Annotated in this window: 19 protein-coding genes; 3 read left to right on the forward strand and 16 right to left on the reverse strand. The window is 44.0% G+C overall.

The genetic code is table 11. From position 1 onward, the window contains the following. Positions 1-338: 338 nt before the first annotated feature. The 7 genes from CYL18_RS17390 to CYL18_RS17420 form a co-directional block, all read right to left on the reverse strand. Complete coding sequence (locus tag CYL18_RS17390) at positions 339-893, reverse strand: transposase (RefSeq protein WP_104850764.1); 555 nt, start codon at positions 891-893, stop codon at positions 339-341. Positions 894-989: 96 nt separating this feature from the next. After that, a complete protein-coding gene (locus CYL18_RS17395; protein WP_407984639.1) occupies positions 990-2,003 on the reverse strand; it encodes an ABC transporter substrate-binding protein in 1,014 nt (337 codons plus the stop codon). Positions 2,004-2,059: 56 nt separating this feature from the next. Further along, a complete protein-coding gene (locus tag CYL18_RS17400) occupies positions 2,060-2,863 on the reverse strand; it encodes an ABC transporter permease (protein ID WP_104850766.1) in 804 nt (267 codons plus the stop codon). Between the two features lie 10 nt (positions 2,864-2,873). After that, positions 2,874-3,665, reverse strand: a complete 792-nt coding sequence (locus CYL18_RS17405; protein WP_104850767.1) for an ABC transporter permease — start codon at positions 3,663-3,665, stop codon at positions 2,874-2,876. Then, on the reverse strand, positions 3,655-4,761 hold the full coding sequence (locus tag CYL18_RS17410) for an ABC transporter ATP-binding protein (RefSeq protein ID WP_104850768.1): 1,107 nt from the start codon (positions 4,759-4,761) through the stop codon (positions 3,655-3,657). Before CYL18_RS17410 ends, CYL18_RS17405 begins: the two co-directional genes overlap by 11 nt. A 28-nt stretch (positions 4,762-4,789) precedes the next feature. Then, positions 4,790-5,338 carry a helix-turn-helix domain-containing protein gene (locus CYL18_RS17415; RefSeq protein WP_104850769.1) on the reverse strand — a complete coding sequence of 183 codons (549 nt, stop codon included), beginning with the start codon at positions 5,336-5,338 and terminating at the stop codon, positions 4,790-4,792. A gap of 214 nt (positions 5,339-5,552) precedes the next feature. Beyond that, on the reverse strand, positions 5,553-6,317 hold the full coding sequence (locus CYL18_RS17420) for a MerR family transcriptional regulator (RefSeq protein ID WP_104850770.1): 765 nt from the start codon (positions 6,315-6,317) through the stop codon (positions 5,553-5,555). A 95-nt stretch (positions 6,318-6,412) separates the two neighbouring features. Between CYL18_RS17420 and CYL18_RS17425 the strand changes: the two genes are divergently transcribed. Then, positions 6,413-6,772 carry a four-helix bundle copper-binding protein gene (locus CYL18_RS17425; protein WP_236636514.1) on the forward strand — a complete coding sequence of 120 codons (360 nt, stop codon included), beginning with the start codon at positions 6,413-6,415 and terminating at the stop codon, positions 6,770-6,772. 48 nt (positions 6,773-6,820) lie between these two features. Here CYL18_RS17425 and CYL18_RS19560 read toward each other — a convergent pair whose 3' ends face one another. Together CYL18_RS19560 and CYL18_RS17435 are read right to left on the reverse strand one after the other, a co-directional pair. Next, positions 6,821-6,955 carry a hypothetical protein gene (locus CYL18_RS19560; protein WP_407984637.1) on the reverse strand — a complete coding sequence of 45 codons (135 nt, stop codon included), beginning with the start codon at positions 6,953-6,955 and terminating at the stop codon, positions 6,821-6,823. Between the two features lie 241 nt (positions 6,956-7,196). Beyond that, complete coding sequence (locus CYL18_RS17435; RefSeq protein ID WP_104850772.1) at positions 7,197-7,403, reverse strand: hypothetical protein; 207 nt, start codon at positions 7,401-7,403, stop codon at positions 7,197-7,199. 126 nt (positions 7,404-7,529) lie between these two features. Here CYL18_RS17435 and CYL18_RS17440 point away from each other — a divergent pair, with 126 nt between their 5' ends. Next, positions 7,530-8,387: a manganese catalase family protein gene (locus tag CYL18_RS17440; protein WP_104850773.1), complete on the forward strand. Its 858-nt coding sequence runs from the start codon at positions 7,530-7,532 to the stop codon at positions 8,385-8,387. A gap of 53 nt (positions 8,388-8,440) precedes the next feature. On the opposite strand, the gene CYL18_RS17445 is transcribed toward CYL18_RS17440, so the two are convergent. After that, positions 8,441-8,962, reverse strand: a complete 522-nt coding sequence (locus CYL18_RS17445; RefSeq protein ID WP_161497162.1) for a GNAT family N-acetyltransferase — start codon at positions 8,960-8,962, stop codon at positions 8,441-8,443. Between the two features lie 76 nt (positions 8,963-9,038). Here CYL18_RS17445 and CYL18_RS17450 point away from each other — a divergent pair, with 76 nt between their 5' ends. Further along, positions 9,039-9,722, forward strand: coding sequence for an N-acetylmannosamine-6-phosphate 2-epimerase (locus tag CYL18_RS17450; protein WP_104850775.1), 684 nt, complete (start codon positions 9,039-9,041; stop codon positions 9,720-9,722). Positions 9,723-9,772: 50 nt separating this feature from the next. Here the strand turns inward: CYL18_RS17450 and manA are convergent, their stop codons facing one another. The 6 genes from manA to CYL18_RS17480 form a co-directional block, all read right to left on the reverse strand. Further along, positions 9,773-10,720, reverse strand: a complete 948-nt coding sequence (manA, locus tag CYL18_RS17455; protein WP_104850776.1) for a mannose-6-phosphate isomerase, class I — start codon at positions 10,718-10,720, stop codon at positions 9,773-9,775. A gap of 129 nt (positions 10,721-10,849) precedes the next feature. Next, positions 10,850-11,215, reverse strand: a complete 366-nt coding sequence (locus CYL18_RS17460; RefSeq protein ID WP_104850777.1) for a SpoIIAA family protein — start codon at positions 11,213-11,215, stop codon at positions 10,850-10,852. 71 nt (positions 11,216-11,286) lie between these two features. Next, entirely contained in the window at positions 11,287-11,883 is a 597-nt protein-coding gene (locus tag CYL18_RS17465) for a superoxide dismutase family protein (RefSeq protein ID WP_104850778.1), read from the reverse strand. 157 nt (positions 11,884-12,040) lie between these two features. Then, on the reverse strand, positions 12,041-13,768 hold the full coding sequence (locus tag CYL18_RS17470) for an ABC transporter ATP-binding protein (protein ID WP_104850779.1): 1,728 nt from the start codon (positions 13,766-13,768) through the stop codon (positions 12,041-12,043). Between the two features lie 96 nt (positions 13,769-13,864). Further along, complete coding sequence (locus tag CYL18_RS17475; protein ID WP_104850780.1) at positions 13,865-14,359, reverse strand: methylated-DNA--[protein]-cysteine S-methyltransferase; 495 nt, start codon at positions 14,357-14,359, stop codon at positions 13,865-13,867. Between the two features lie 68 nt (positions 14,360-14,427). After that, complete coding sequence (locus CYL18_RS17480; RefSeq protein ID WP_104850781.1) at positions 14,428-15,246, reverse strand: glycerophosphodiester phosphodiesterase; 819 nt, start codon at positions 15,244-15,246, stop codon at positions 14,428-14,430. Positions 15,247-15,477: the final 231 nt, after the last annotated feature.

The following is a 15,477-nucleotide window of genomic DNA, read 5'->3' on the forward strand; positions in this document are numbered from 1 at the left end:
TTTTTGGGATAAAAAACATTGTTTCCAAGAGTGAATAAAATGACTCTTTTTATTTACACAATTATATGGACTTAATCTCCTATTCCCACTCTTCCTACCCCTCGCCTGGGTGAAGGGTGGGATATGCGTGGCTCTTCCCATCTTCCTCCCACCCCTTTCCCACACTTCCTACCTCTTGCCTGGGTGAAGGATGGGATATGCGTGGCTTCTCCCATCTTCCTCCCACCCCTTTCCCACACTTCCTACCCCTTGCCTGGGCGAAGGGTGGGCATTGCCTGGCTCTTCCCATCCTTCATCAACAAAAGGCAAGAGCTATACCCTTGCCTTTCATCTCTGCTTTATTTTTCTACGAACTTTCGGTACATCTCTCGCGGATTATGCTGGTAGCAGGCATAGGTCTTGGTTGTTTCGATAAAGGGATGACTTCTTTGCGTATTCTTAATATAAGAATTATAGCTGCTCCATTGATAGTCTTCCGGCTTTGCAACCATTCCAGCTACTACAGGGTTTAGGTGAATATATTTGCTTACATTGAGAAAATAATTCTCTTGATCTACATGAACAGCATGAAAGCGATCTTGAAAGACATGCCCATGGGTCTGATATGTGCGATTAAAATAACTGGAATAACGTTGCAGGATGGTTTGCATAATTTTACTTGGAGAATGTGTAGCTGATTGGATGAGGAGATGGAAGTGGTTGTTCATAAGGCAGTATGCATGTAGCTTAAATTGATATTTATGGTGGGCTTCTGTAAGAATCAATAGAAACCGGTATTTATCGATGTTATTTAAGAATATCGGTTCCTTTCTGGCTCCTCGGTTAATGATATGATAAATAGCATCATCAATCCATAATCTTGGTATTGGCAGTGTATTATCCTCCTTTCTTATAAAATTACCACCCTATACTCATTCGCCCATCCCTCCCCATTCTCCTTCCAACAAAAAAACTCCGGCGCCATCGTCAGTCGGCGCCGGAGTTCCAGTTTATTTCTTATGCATCTTAAATTCCAAAAACAGCTCATTATAGTAGGCGAGCATTTGTTTGCCGAGGTTGTTGTAGACCTCAAGTCTTGATGTGAGTTCCTCGGATGGGTAGAAGCGTTCATCGCTTGAGACCTCTTCGCCGAGAATGTCCAAGGCAGCGCTGTTTGGCGTGGAGTAGCCGACGTAGTCTGCGTTTTGGGCGGCGTTTTCTGGGTCAAGCATGAAGTTGATGAATTGATGTGCTCCATCTATGTTCTTCGCTGTTTTAGGGATGACCATGTTGTCGAACCAGAGGTTTGAGCCTTCTTTTGGTACGACGTAGTCGATGTTTTCATTCTCCCACATGATGTCAGCGGCGTCACCTGACCAGACAAGTCCGACAGCTGCTTCTTCTTGTGCGAGAAGCATTTTGATTTCGTCCCCGACGATTGCTTTAATGTTTGGTGTCAGGGTATCCAGTTTGTTTTTAGCCTCGACTAGATGGTCTTTGTTCGTGTCATTGAGCGAATAATTCAGGCTGTTTAGGCCCATTCCCATGACTTCACGGGCACCGTCGACGAGGAGGATCTGGTTCTCCAAATTCTTGCTCCATAGGTCGTTCCAGCTTGTGAATTTCATGTCAGGGAGCATCTTTGTGTTATAGGCGATTCCGACTGTTCCCCAGAAATAAGGAATGGAGTATTTGTTTCCCTCATCAAAAGATAAATCTAAGAATCGTGAATCAATGTACTGAAGGTTAGGGATCTTGTCATGGTCAAGTTCATGGAGCAATCCTTCATCCTTCATTTTGCTGATGGCATATTCGGATGGAACGGCTATATCATAGCTTGTTCCGCCTTGTTCGATTTTTGTCATCATCGCTTCATTGGAGTCAAATGTTTGATAGATGACCTTGATGCCTGTTTCTTCTTCAAATTTTTCGATTAAATCAGAGTCGATGTAATCGCCCCAGTTGTATACAGTCAGTGTATTATCGCCTGAGTATCCTTGGGCATTATTCAATCGATTGATCATATATAGCAGGCCGAAGGATACGATCAGGATTATGATAAGCGAGCGGGTTAATTTACTCATTCTCTAACCCCCATTTTTTGTGGCCTAGCGCTGCGCTGGGTAATGAAGTAATACCCAATGACCAATAGAATCGTGAACAGGAACAGCAATGTGCTCAAGGCATTAATGGTCAAGGAGATGCCTTGGCGTGCCATTGAGTAAATCTCTACCGATAAGGTGCTGAAACCATTGCCTGTTACGAAGAAGGTTACCGCGAAATCATCGAGCGAGTAGGTCAATGCCATAAAGAATCCGGCAAAGATGCCCGGCGTGATAAATGGCAGGATGACTTTCGTCAGTACATTCCATTGACTTGCCCCTAAATCGCGCGCAGCATCGATTAAGGTTGGACTCATTTCCTGAAGTTTAGGGAGCACCATGATAACAACAATTGGCACACTGAACGCAATATGTGACAGAAGCACAGAGACAAATCCAAGCTTAATGCCGATAATCGTAAACATAATCAGGAAGGATGCACCGATGATGACATCCGGGCTGACGATGAGTATGTTGTTTAAAGATAACAGTGTATTTTTTGTTCTTCTTTTCTTTACTTCATGGATGGCCAATGCGCCAAACACGCCTAAAACTGTGGAGATCAAGGCGGATAATAGGGCAATGACCAATGTGTTCAATACAATAATAAGAAGTCGCGTATCGGCGAATACTTCCTTATACCATTCAAGTGTGAACCCATCAAAATTATGCATCGTTCCGCTCGCATTAAAGGAGTAGAACATTAGATAGAAGATTGGTGCATAAAGGATGGCAAACACAAGAATTAAGTATAGATTCGATAGTTTAAATTTCTTCTTCATTCTCCATCCCTCACTTTCTTCTGCCTGTCATAATCATGATTAAGACCATAGCGATAATTAAGAACACGGCAATTGTAGCACCCATACCCCAGTCCTGCGTGACAAGGAAGTGCTGCTCAATCGCTGTACCGAGCGTGATGACACGGTTTCCGGCGATAAGACGTGTAATCATGAAGAGTGACAAGGCTGGAATGAAAACAGCTTGCGCACCAGATTTTACCCCATCAAGCGTGAGGGGAAGGACGACACGGCGGAAGGTTACCCATTTAGATGCACCGAGGTCTCTTGCCGCATCGACGTACGATTGGTTCATTTCCTCAAGCGAATTGTAGATTGGCAGAAGCATGAACGGGATAAAGATATAGGTAGCGACAAATATAAAGCTGAAATCCGTAAACAGGATTTGCTTCGTTCCAATGCCGAGCACCTCCAAGAAGGCGTTGGCTGCGCCGTATGTGCCAAAGATGCCAATGAACGCATATGCTTTTAACAGCAAATTAATCCAGGTTGGCAGGATAATCAATAGAAGCCATAATTGCTTATGCTTTGTTTTGGTTAATAAATAGGCCGTTGGATAGGCAATCAATAAAGCGAGTGCTGTTACGATAAAGGCGTACCAGAATGAACTGAGCGTCATTCGTAAGTATACCGGCGTAAAGAACTTCGCGTAGTTCTCTAGTGTGAACCCTCCATCAAGTCCAATGAAGGAATAGTAAACAACTAATAGGATTGGGAAGATGACAAATAACGCAATCCAGAGAGAGTATGGGATGAGATATAAGGTTTTGGCTCTATTCTTCATGGCCGGCCTCATCATACGCTTCTAGGCGTTTATCGAATTCCTCTTCCGTTTCCCCCGGCAGCATGACATGGATTGCTTCCTCATCAAAATTCAAGCCAATCTCATCTCCCACAACGGCTTTTTTCGTGGAGTGGACAAGCCATTCATTCCCTGCCTCATCAAAGCAGCATATCTCATAGTGAACCCCGCGGAACAGCTGAGAGTCAACACGTACTTGCAGCTTCCCATTCTCGCGTGTGGTGATTTCCAAATCCTCTGGGCGAATGACGACTTCAACTGTTTCATTTGGTCTAAAACCTTGGTCAACACAATCGAATTCTTTTTCGCCAAACTTCACTTTGAAGTCGGCGATCATCTTGCCTGGGACAATATTTGATTCACCGATGAAATCAGCAACGAAGCGGTTGACTGGTTCATCATAAATATCTGTTGGCGTACCGCTTTGTTCAATTCGGCCCTTATTAAGGACAAAAATTTCATCACTCATCGCAAGAGCCTCTTCCTGGTCATGCGTAACAAAGATGAAGGTAATGCCAAGGCGGCGCTGCAATTCGCGAAGCTCATACTGCATTTCGGTACGAAGCTTCAGGTCAAGGGCAGATAATGGTTCATCTAGGAGGATGATTTCAGGCTCATTGACGATGGCACGCGCGATGGCTACCCGTTGGCGCTGACCGCCAGACATTCCCTTGATTTCACGGTTCTCATAGCCTGCTAAGTTAACGAAACGCAAGGCTTCCTTTACTTTTTTCGCGATTTCGTCACCCTTCATTTTTTTAATGCGAAGGCCGAACGCGACATTTTCAAAAACGTTTAAATGCGGGAATAAGGCATAATCCTGGAAAACAGTGTTCACTTGACGCTCATTGGCCGGAACATCATTAATCCGCTTCCCGTCGAAATAGATATTTCCTTCTGAAGGCTGCATAAAGCCTGCAATCATACGGAGAATGGTCGTTTTACCGCAGCCGGATGGTCCGAGCAATGTGTAGAATTTCCCGCGCTCAATCTCAAAGCTGACATTTTTCAAAACGGCTGGATCGTCATCATATTGCTTGGTGACGTTCTCAAAACGAATAATGGGTTGATTAGTCATGGTCATTACTCCTTCTTTGGACTATTAATTAAAGATAAGACTCCGTCGCTACAAGCAATAATTCACTCTCTCCAGCATGATCATTGACGATTTGATGATCTTCTGTCGCACTGAAATAGATTGCTTCCCCAGCCTTGGCATAGTATTCTTTCTTGCCCAGAGTTATCATGATTCTTCCTTTTAATACGTACGCAAATGTTTCTGACAAGGATGGCTCGAATTTCTTAAACTCGCCCTTTTCCTTAAAGGTTAAAAGGATAGGCTCCATTTCCTTCTCATTGGATTCGGGGACAAGCCATTGAATTTGATAGCCGCGTTCCTCATCGACGTATTCAGTGGTGTCTCCTTCTCCATAAACAACCTTTTGAATTCTTTCCTCTTCATCAAAGAATTGCTTGGGCGTGCACCCAAGAACCTCTAGGATATCAAAAAAGGTCTCAATAGATGGGGAACTGAGTCCTCGTTCTAGCTGTGATATATAGCCTTTACTTAAATCGGTTCTCTCACCCAATTCTTCTTGTGTGAGTCCCTTTTTTAATCGCAGGTTTTTAATTTTACTTCCAATCGCTTGTAACATTCTATAACCCCAAATCGGTTTATTATTAGTAAACCCTTGATAGAGAAAGTTTATTGTTACCAAACTTTTAGTTTACTTTTGACTTTCAATATTATACATGATTATGAGTAAACTTCAATGTTTTGCTCTTAGAAATTTTTTATTTTCCACAAAAATAATTCTTTTAAAGCCTAAATCCATCCCAAATAAAAAAAAGCGCTCTTCAGCGCTCTTTTCATTCATTATGATGGCTTCCGTATATACGCATTGCTTCACTCATATATTCGGCGAGCCCGTTTTTGATTTGATTGAGATTTTCTTTGAAACGCTCATCAGCTGTGTACATTTCCCCAAGCCCGCGGAAAATCTCAATAGTGCACTCATAATGGTAGCGGGTGATGTGCATGCGCCATTCATGGATGAGATCCTGCACGGCCTCCTCCCCTGGATTCTGGTCCATGACAGCAACTATTTTCTTGAAGATAGCTAATCTCTCTTGCTCTATTTTGGCGAAATCATCATCCCTATAGGATTTCCGTTTCTTCTCTGATTGCTCGTAGGCTTTTGTTTGCCCATACCTCTTTCTTACCTCTTGCTCATACTTCTTTTGAAATTCATCTAGCTTGCTCCTGTCAAATGGCCGCAGACGTTCGTTGGAATCCATCTCTTTCCCTCCTCTAATCGCTTCTATTGTTTCGTCGACGGAATGGATAATACTATTTAAGCGGTCGCGCTTTTCAACAAGGATTTTTCTTTGCATCTGCAAAGCTTCCATCTCATCGAAATAGGGATCATCAAGAATTCTCTTGATCTCATTGAGCGGAAAATCAAGCTCCTTCAGGAAAAGGATTTGCTGCAGGCGCCCGGCTGCTCCCTTATCATAAAGGCGGTAGCCATTCTCTTCTATTCGGCTAGGTTTCAACAGATTAATCTGATCATAGTAATGTAAGGTTCGAATGCTGATGCCAGACATGTTGGCCAATTCCTTTATCCTGTACATCTTGTTTCTCCTCCCTTTCTTCCATCCTAAAGCGTGACGTTGCGTCAGAGTCAATCATTATTTTGTTTATTGCTTTTTTAGCGGGGAATAGAACTATGGATAATACAGATGTAGGAGGAATGATGGTGAAAGAAAATATGTATCAAGAATGCATCGATGCCTGCCTTGCATGTATGGATGCATGCAATATGTGCTTTGATGCCTGCCTAAAAGAAGATGATGTGAAGATGATGAGTGAATGCATCCGACTTGATCGTGAGTGTGCCGACATTTGCGCCCTCGCTGCACGATCTATGCAATCCAACAGCCCTTTCGCAAAAGAGATTTGCAGGCTTTGCGCCGAAATCTGTGAGACTTGCGGACAGGAATGCAGGAAGCATGATATGGACCACTGCCAAATGTGCGCAGAAGCTTGCTTCAGCTGTGCGGAGGCATGCCGGAAAATGGCTGCTTAAAAAGAGCCCCCCTGCAAACGATTGGTTTCAGTTTGCAGAGGGGGTTTTTTACCGTTCAAATAAAAGGTCTAGAATCTGCTTCCCAATCTGGCGGTTTTCACCCTTGAATGGATAGCAGTGAATATGGATGGCTGGGTTGAAATTCAGCTCAATAATGGCTGAACCTGTATCTCCAGTCGCCATGACTCCCCCACAAATAACAGCTCCTGCCGCTTTAGCAGCCAGACCGGTTATTTCTTTATAGCATCTTGTATCGGTTTGGTTGATACTGTCTCCGCCTGTGCTATATTGAATTTCTCGTGCAAATAAGTGCGCTGATAGTCTTCTATATCATATTCCTTTGAAAAAATGTGACTCCTAATCCGAAATCCGTTTTTTTTCGGTTTTATCACAATTGGAGCGCCGCAGTGTTTCGGGTAATCATTTATGGCTCCTTCCATTGTTTCATATGAAACATTATGTAGGAATCACTCTTAATAGCTCGAATGATTTGTCGAGCATAGCACTCCTTAGGATTCTGGCAATTGGCTAATGCCCAAGCTAATTCCATATCTTGATAGAGATTTTGCATTCCTAGAAGGAGCTGTTCATCACCCATCTTCTGAACTTCCGGTAAAAGCATATTCATCATTTCAAACTCCCTGATAATCCTGCATACTGCTAATCAGTAACAGGAGCTATTGCATAAAATGATTCAGAGAAAACCACATTAATACATGGATGCTAGAATGCAAATTAAATGAAAGAGGCGACGTCCATGTATTATTACAAAGAGGAATTGATCAATATCATCAAGCCAGATAAGCCAGACCCTGCTGCCGCGAAGGTTCTCCAAGAAACCTTGGGCGGACAATTCGGAGAAATGCGCACGATGATGCAGTTTTTCTTCCAGAGCAGTAATTTCAGGGGGAAAGCAACACAATATAGAGATCTCATCCGAGGTATCTTCTTAGAAGAGATTGCCCATGTCGAGCTTGTCCAAAATACTATTAACCAGCTCTTGAATGGTTCAGGCCTATCTAACCAGCCGGGTGATGGCGGAACGGACGGCGCTCCGCTTGATGAGGCGATTAAGCATGCTAATCCCCACCATTATATTATGGGTGCCCAATCCTCTCTGCCAGTTGATGCAGGCGGGAATCCCTGGAATGGCTCATGGGTTTACGACCACGGCAATCTCATCGCCAATCTCCTCAATAATGTCAACTTGGAATCGACCGGTGTCTTACAAAAGACGCGCATATATGAGATGAGTAATAACCAAACCTTTCGTGAAACGCTTGGTTTCTTGATTGTACGCGATAATGCCCACCAAAACGCATTTGCTAAGGCGCTGGAGACATTGGGAGTTGATTGGGGTAAGCTCTTCCCTGTTCCGAACTATGACATCAATAAGTACCCTGAGTGCAAAAAATATGTAGATATGGGCTTTCATAACGCCCAATTCAATTTCCGTCTTGACCCGACTCGGATTGCCGAGGTCTTTCAAGGTCAAACACCGAGCCGCAATGGGGGTACTCTAGCAGTCGTTCCTCCTCCGAAGGGCTTCCCAGTTCCGCAAATGCCTGAGATGCCAAATGAGCATGCGCCAGGAATCCAGGATTTGAACGCATAAATGATAGACAGCGAGCCCATAGGTTCGCTGTTGTTTATTCATCAATCGATTGATTAGCTGCCTTTAATAAAGCTCCATCCCTCCTTCTCTTCCTCTGAAAGAATGGCTGGTTCAAAGCCTAGCTTTTTGTAGAGATGAATGGCTGCTTGGCTTGTTGTTTGTGTTTTTAAATAAGCCTCTTCATGATAGACAGCAAGCAGCTCGATAGCCTTCGAAATAAGCGGTGCCCCAAGTCCCTTCCCTTGATATTCAGGAATGATTTCTACCCAATGCAAACGCCCGATAACCCTCCCTTCCCATATGCCGAACCAAGCTGTTGCGGTGCCAATAGGTGTTTCTTCCTCATTCAGGATGAAAAGCATGCGTTTTTTCACTTCAGCTAAGTGGGAACCGAATTCTTGATTAAAACGCTCCAGAGCGGCATCAGTCACTGAGAATTCTTTCGTGGACACGTTAATTCTTGCCCAGTGTTTTTCATCGCCCTCCTGAAAAAGACGAAATTGAAATCCCACTGGAAGAGCTGACTCTGGTATAGTTTTTAGTAGAGAATACATATAGAGTGGAATAGTTTTCATCGTGTTCATCCCCCGCTTTATTAATATTTCCGTACATACGGAATGGAGAGTTTCGCATATAGGAGGTACATAACAAATGCTAGAAAAAATTAAAAATGGTTTAATCGTATCCTGCCAAGCCCTTCCTGATGAGCCGCTCCACAGCTCCATGATTATGGGAAGAATGGCTCTTGCAGCACAGGAGGGCGGTGCTGTCGGCATCCGCGCTAATACACGGGAAGATATCATGGAAATCAAGAATCAGGTTTCCTTGCCCGTCATCGGAATCGTAAAAAAGGAGTATCCAGATTCCCCGATATATATTACCCCGACATTAAGGGAAGTAAGTGAGATTGCTTCTTCAGGTGCCGATATGGTGGCTGTAGATGCCACCTATCGTGAGCGCCCGCATAATATTTCACTATCTGAATATGTTCAATCCATCAGGATCCATTTCCCTGAACTAATGCTGATGGCTGATATCTCAACCATCGGGGAAGCGATTGAAGCTGAGCGACTCGGGTTTGACTGCATTTCAACGACTCTTGTCGGCTATACCCCATACACAAAGGGACAATACATAAACCACAATAATTATGGGCTTCTGCGAGAGCTCGTATCTACGATCAACATACCGGTCATCGCTGAAGGGAATATCCTAACGCCCGAGATGGCTCGAAAATGCCTAGAGATTGGCGCATATGCAGTTGTGGTTGGTGGAGCAATCACCAGACCGCAGCTCATCACTAAAAGATTCATTAATGGCATGAAGGCTGACTAATAACAAAAGGCGGACCAGTCAAAGCGACCGGGTCCGCCTTTTGTTATAAATCAAGGATGAGAAACAATCAGGCTCGCTTCTCCGCTGATTTCAATTTGTCCAATACCAGATGGAAGAATGAAATGCGTTCCCTTCTTGATAGGGTATATGCCTTCTGCCGTCTTCAGCGTGCCTTCGCCTGCAATGACGCTTGCAAGCATGAACGGTTCTGGCTGTTCCAGCTGTGCTGTTCCATTCACGTCCCATTTATACACGGAGAAATACTCAGTCTCCACAAAGGTCGTTGCCTTCACTCCCGGCTTTTGCTTCTCCTTGATTTCAACGGCCGCATCTTGATGAGGAACCGTGCTAACATCTAGAGATTTCCCAATATGAAGCTCGCGGGTTTGTCCATTTTGGTCCTTGCGGTCATAATCATAAACACGATACGTTGTATCAGAGCTTTGCTGTGTTTCTAATACGAGCGTACCTTCACACAAAGCATGAACCGTGCCGCTTGGAACATAGAAGAAATCACCTGGCTTGATGGCCACTCGGCGCAGCAAGTCATTCCATTCTCCTTTTTCAATCATGTCCGCAAACTCTTCCTTAGAGCCGGCATTATGCCCATAAATCATTTCTGCTCCTTCTTTGCAGTCAATGATGTACCAGCATTCTGTTTTTCCAAGCTCTCCATTTTCATGAATATTCGCGTATTCATCATCTGGATGAACCTGGACAGATAAATCAGCATTCGCATCGAGAATCTTCGTTAACAATGGGAATACCTTTCCTTCCAGTCCGCCGAATAACTCCCGGTGATTATCCCACAGCTCGATTATCGTCTTCCCTTTATATGGTCCATTCTCAACAATGGATGGTCCGTTTTGATGGCCTGAAATGGCCCAGCATTCTCCCGTATGCTCAGACGGAATATCGTATCCGAATTGGTCCCGAAGTGCTGTCCCTCCCCAGATGCGTTCTTGAAATACTGGTGTCAAAAATAATGGTTGTGTCATAAAAATCCGGCCTCCTATGAGGGTAATGATATGTACATATTCACTATATAGGAAGCCGATTTCTTTGTCTAACTCATGCTGGCACAAAAAAGAACCTGCTCATAGCAGGTTCCCTTCTTTTCACATTGTCTAGTCCCCTGATGTGATAATCCAGCCCCATGCCTTCTCAATCTCTTCTTCTGAAAAAGCTTTCACTTCAAGATTAGGCATCATGTTTCCGAGGTTTGCCATAGATTGAACCCACTGGAGGTTTGATACGGCTGCAATCTTACTGAACTGGTTCATCCTTTTCGCATCGAACTTCAGACCGGACAGCATTCCCATCAAATTCGTCCCATCGACATCACGAATAATGGCCAAAATATTAAACTTGCGATTTGTTCCGTAATGCTTCGCTACATAACTCTCCAATTTATCTGCATCCGCTTGAGTCGCTTTTCCGCTAAATTGGACCGCAACAGTTGTGATATCTTTTGAAGGCAGAATTTCCAGCATCTTATGTCCTCCTTATATTTTCATCAGTACAGCTACAACACCTTTGTTAAAAATGCTCTATCCTATTTACCTTATTCAAGGGCACCGCAAGCTATTCGGTTCCCTGATTCGCCAGAAGGGTCTGTTTTTCCGTCATCTTCCTTTTCATGAATGACGAGCGCACTCCCATCCTCATCCATCAAGGAGTTATCCTCATCCGTTAATAAGGAGACATTATCAGCCGTGTATTCAAGCTCACCTGTCCCGTCTTCAGCTACCTCTATATTTGGCAGATCTCCGGCATGCGGTCCATTATCGTTGTCCATGCCGTGCTTAGAGTCCTCCGGATTGAAATGGGCTCCCGCAGATTCAAAGTCAGGAGCCTCGCATTTTCCTGTTTCGTGAAAATGGACTCCATGCTTGCCAGGCTCCATTCCTTCTACTTTCAGGCTTATTTGGACGCTCTTATCCACTTGCTCAAGCACAGCTGTTCCAGCCTTTTTATCTTCACCGCTTGTCAATTCGACTGTCTTGCGGTTCTCAACCTTCGTTTCTTCATCATCCTGGTTATCAGCATTATTTTCATTTTGCTCAATCTTGTCGCTTGTCGTATCTAATTTCTCGCTTTCTGAACAACCCGCAAGGACGAGCGCGAGTGCTAGGAAAAGTAAAAAGAAATATTTCTTCAACTTGTCTCCTCCTCTCCAATCTTCTTTTATCTAAATTAACCAAGAGGAGGGCTAATAAACACCCTTTTAGGAAAATCAGCCGATAGTCCTTAAAAAATTGAACCAAGTTTTCGTCAACCGCTATCTAGTTTCTTTACTTAAATAAAAAAGCCATGGTTTACACCATGGCTTTTTCTCCAAATTGAATACGGTGGAGATTCGCGAATACCCCATTATGGGCAAGAAGCTCCTTGTATGTTCCATCTTCCTCAATTCCCTTTTCCCCGACAACGATGAGTCGGTCAGCATTACGAATGGTCGCAAGCCTGTGGGCAATGACCAAGGTTGTCCGGTTAGCGGCAAGCTCCTCGAGTGATGCCTGAATGATTCTCTCCGTCTCTGTATCAAGAGCAGATGTAGCTTCATCAAGAATCAAGATGGGCGGATTCTTCAAAAACATCCTCGCAATCGCAAGCCTTTGCTTCTGGCCGCCGGATAGTTTCAAGCCGCGCTCGCCAATCTCTGTCTCATAGCCGTCCGGCAATGCTTCAATCATACTCTCAAGATGGGCTTTCCTTGCCGCCTCCTTGATTTCTTCAAAGGATGCATCGAGATTGCCATAAGCAATATTCTCACGAATCGTGCCCGCAAAGAGAAACACATCCTGCTGGACAATCCCAATTTGCTTGCGCAAGGATTCAAGCGTCATATCCCGAATATCGATGCCATCGATCTTAATTGATCCTCCTTCCACATCATAAAAGCGCGGAATCAGGGAGCAAATGGTTGTCTTCCCTGCTCCGGAAGGACCTACAAATGCCGTTGTCTCCCCTGCCCTTAAAGAGAGAGAAATATTATTTAAGACAGGCTTTGAATCGTCATATCGGAAATCTACTTGATTAAACTCGATATCTCCATGAAGGTGATGAACCGTAATGGCATCCTCTTTATCCTGAATGTCAGGCTCCTGCTCGATTAATTCGAGAAACCGTTTGAATCCGGCCATTCCTTTTGGATAAAGTTCAAGCAGAGCACTGATCTTATCAATCGGTTTCACAAGAACATTTGTATAAAGGACAAAGCTGACTAATTCTCCATATGTCAAGCTTCCATTGAAGCTCAGCCATGCTCCCACAATCAAGACCAGAAGAGTCAATAGGCGTGTCATCATGTAAATGGAGGAATGTGTTCCGGCCATCACCTTGTAAGCACGGAGCTTGGCCAAACGGAATTTGCCGTTATTTTTCTCAAAGCGTTTCATCTCAAATGACTGGTTCGTAAATGATTGCACGACTCGCACACCGGAGACGCTATCTTCCACTCTGGCATTCACATCCGCAATCTCCCCGTACATATCCTTCCAGGCTGCGTTCATCTTCTTATTGCTGTATACAACGAGCCATGTCAGGAATGGAACCAAAATAACCGCGACAATCGCCAAGGTCGGATTGATATTGAACATGATGAGGAAGGCGCCAATGAAGGTCATGATAGCAATGAAGGCGTCCTCTGGCCCATGGTGGGCGAACTCCCCTATATCAAACAAATCATTCGTGATTCGGCTCATCACATGACCTGTTTTCGTGTTATCAAAGAAACGGAATGACTGGCGCTGGACATGGTTGAACAGCTCCTGCCTCATATCGGTCTCTATATTTGTTCCAAGCTTATGGCCGAGATAATTGACGATAAACTGCAGAAATGTGCTCACCAGGTATACAAAGAACAGCAATACCCCAACTGTTACGACCATTCCCCAATTGCCGGTCGGGAGCAAATCATCAATAAATCGCTGGACCGCAACAGGGAAGGCCAGCTCAAGAATCGCGACAATAATGGCGCTGGTGAAATCAATGATAAATAGCCGTTTATGTGGTCTATAGTATGAAAAGAATTTTCTTAGCATGATGTTGTTCCTTCCTCCCCGTATCGTAGAAATCTATTATACCAATTTCTCCTAACATAGGATAAGCAAAAGAAAAAGCCCCTGTTTTATAGGGACTTAATAGGTGCTTATCCTCTTGTTGCTGATTTCCTTTTCATGTGCGAGGAGCCATTCCTTCCTCCATACACCATACGCATAGCCGACCATCTTGCCGTTTGCTCCAATGATTCGGTGACAAGGCACCAAGAGACAGATTGGATTGCGGCCATTTGTGCTCCCAACCGCTCGTACAGCCTTCTCATTACCCGCCAAAAGTGCGATGTCTTTATAAGTTGCCGTCTTTCCATAAGAAACAGAGGTGAGTGACTTCCATACCCTTTCCTGAAAAGCTGTGCCTTCTAGTTTGTAAGGAACCGTAAACTCAAGTCGATCTCCTTGAAAATATTCATCAAGCTGCTTGTAGCACTCCATCAGCACAGCTGGCGTGTCTGCCTGCTTTTTATGTAAAATGTCCTTTCGCTCTGTGAACAATACCGACTGAACATGCTCATCCGTGCCACTGATTTCAATGATGCCTAGAGGAGATGGATAATCCAGCTTGGCTAAATCCAATTCAAACAGCCCCTTCCTAATTAAAAGGGTAGCACAAGCAGGCTACCCTTCCAATTACTGATGTGAATTTATTTTACATAATCCGGATAATCCGTAATAATGCCATCAACCTTCATCTGGAGCAGAAATTGGACTGTTTCTTTACTTCTAGCTGTCCATGACTGCACCTTCATGCCTTCTTCATGAGCTTTGGCTACAAGCTCCTCCGTGACAAGTCCATAGCTAGGGTTATAGTATTCGGCATAGGCAGAAAATTGTTCAATCGCCTCATCTGTCGTGTCTGCTGACCGGTTAACCAGAACACCAATCGGCACGCGCGACAATAATTGGTCAGCCTTTTTCATTGATTCAAAGTTAAAGGATTGCACGATGACTTTTCCATTTCGCGGTTTATCAAGATGATAGGCTTTCAGGAGGTCGGCGGTCTCCTCTTCAATTCCGGGATATAATTCAGGAGATTTCAATTCAATTAAGATGCCAATCTTTCCTTTATACCGCTTTAATACCTCATCAAATGTCGGTACCCGCTCCCCAGCAAACTCCTCTGACTTCCAGCTGCCCGCATCAAGAGCGCGAATTTCATCAAATGTCAGGCTCCCTACCTTCCCTGTTCCGTCTGTTGTGCGATCAACCGTATTGTCATGAATGATAACAAGCTTCCCATCCTTTGTCCGCTGAACATCTATTTCGATATAATCAGCCTTCATTTTGACAGCGAGATCAAAGGCCGCAAGTGTATTCTCTGGAGCATAGCCCGATGCTCCGCGATGAGCTACAATTTCTGTTTTTTGATGTGGTTTTGGAGGTTTCTCCGCTTGAGCCTCCTGGTAAGACGGTAAAAAGAGTGCCGCAGACAATCCAACAACCAAGCCTAATATCTTTTTCATCGCAATCCTCTCCTTTTTCTTATCGACTCATATTAAGTTTAAAAGAGGAGTATGTTATTCATATGATAAGCAGGTTAATCTTTGATAATAATTGAGTGACAAAAAGCAGGCAATACCACCTACAAAAAATAATATCTAAAAAGGGATTTTCGCCTTTTGTGAAAACTAGGTTTCCCTTCACCGAAATCAAGAGTTAAGATATCTGAAACTGCATTAGAATAAAACGGTATG

Origin of the sequence: Pradoshia eiseniae, from assembly GCF_002946355.1 — a bacterium.
Taxonomy (GTDB): Bacteria; Bacillota; Bacilli; order Bacillales; family Pradoshiaceae; genus Pradoshia; species Pradoshia eiseniae.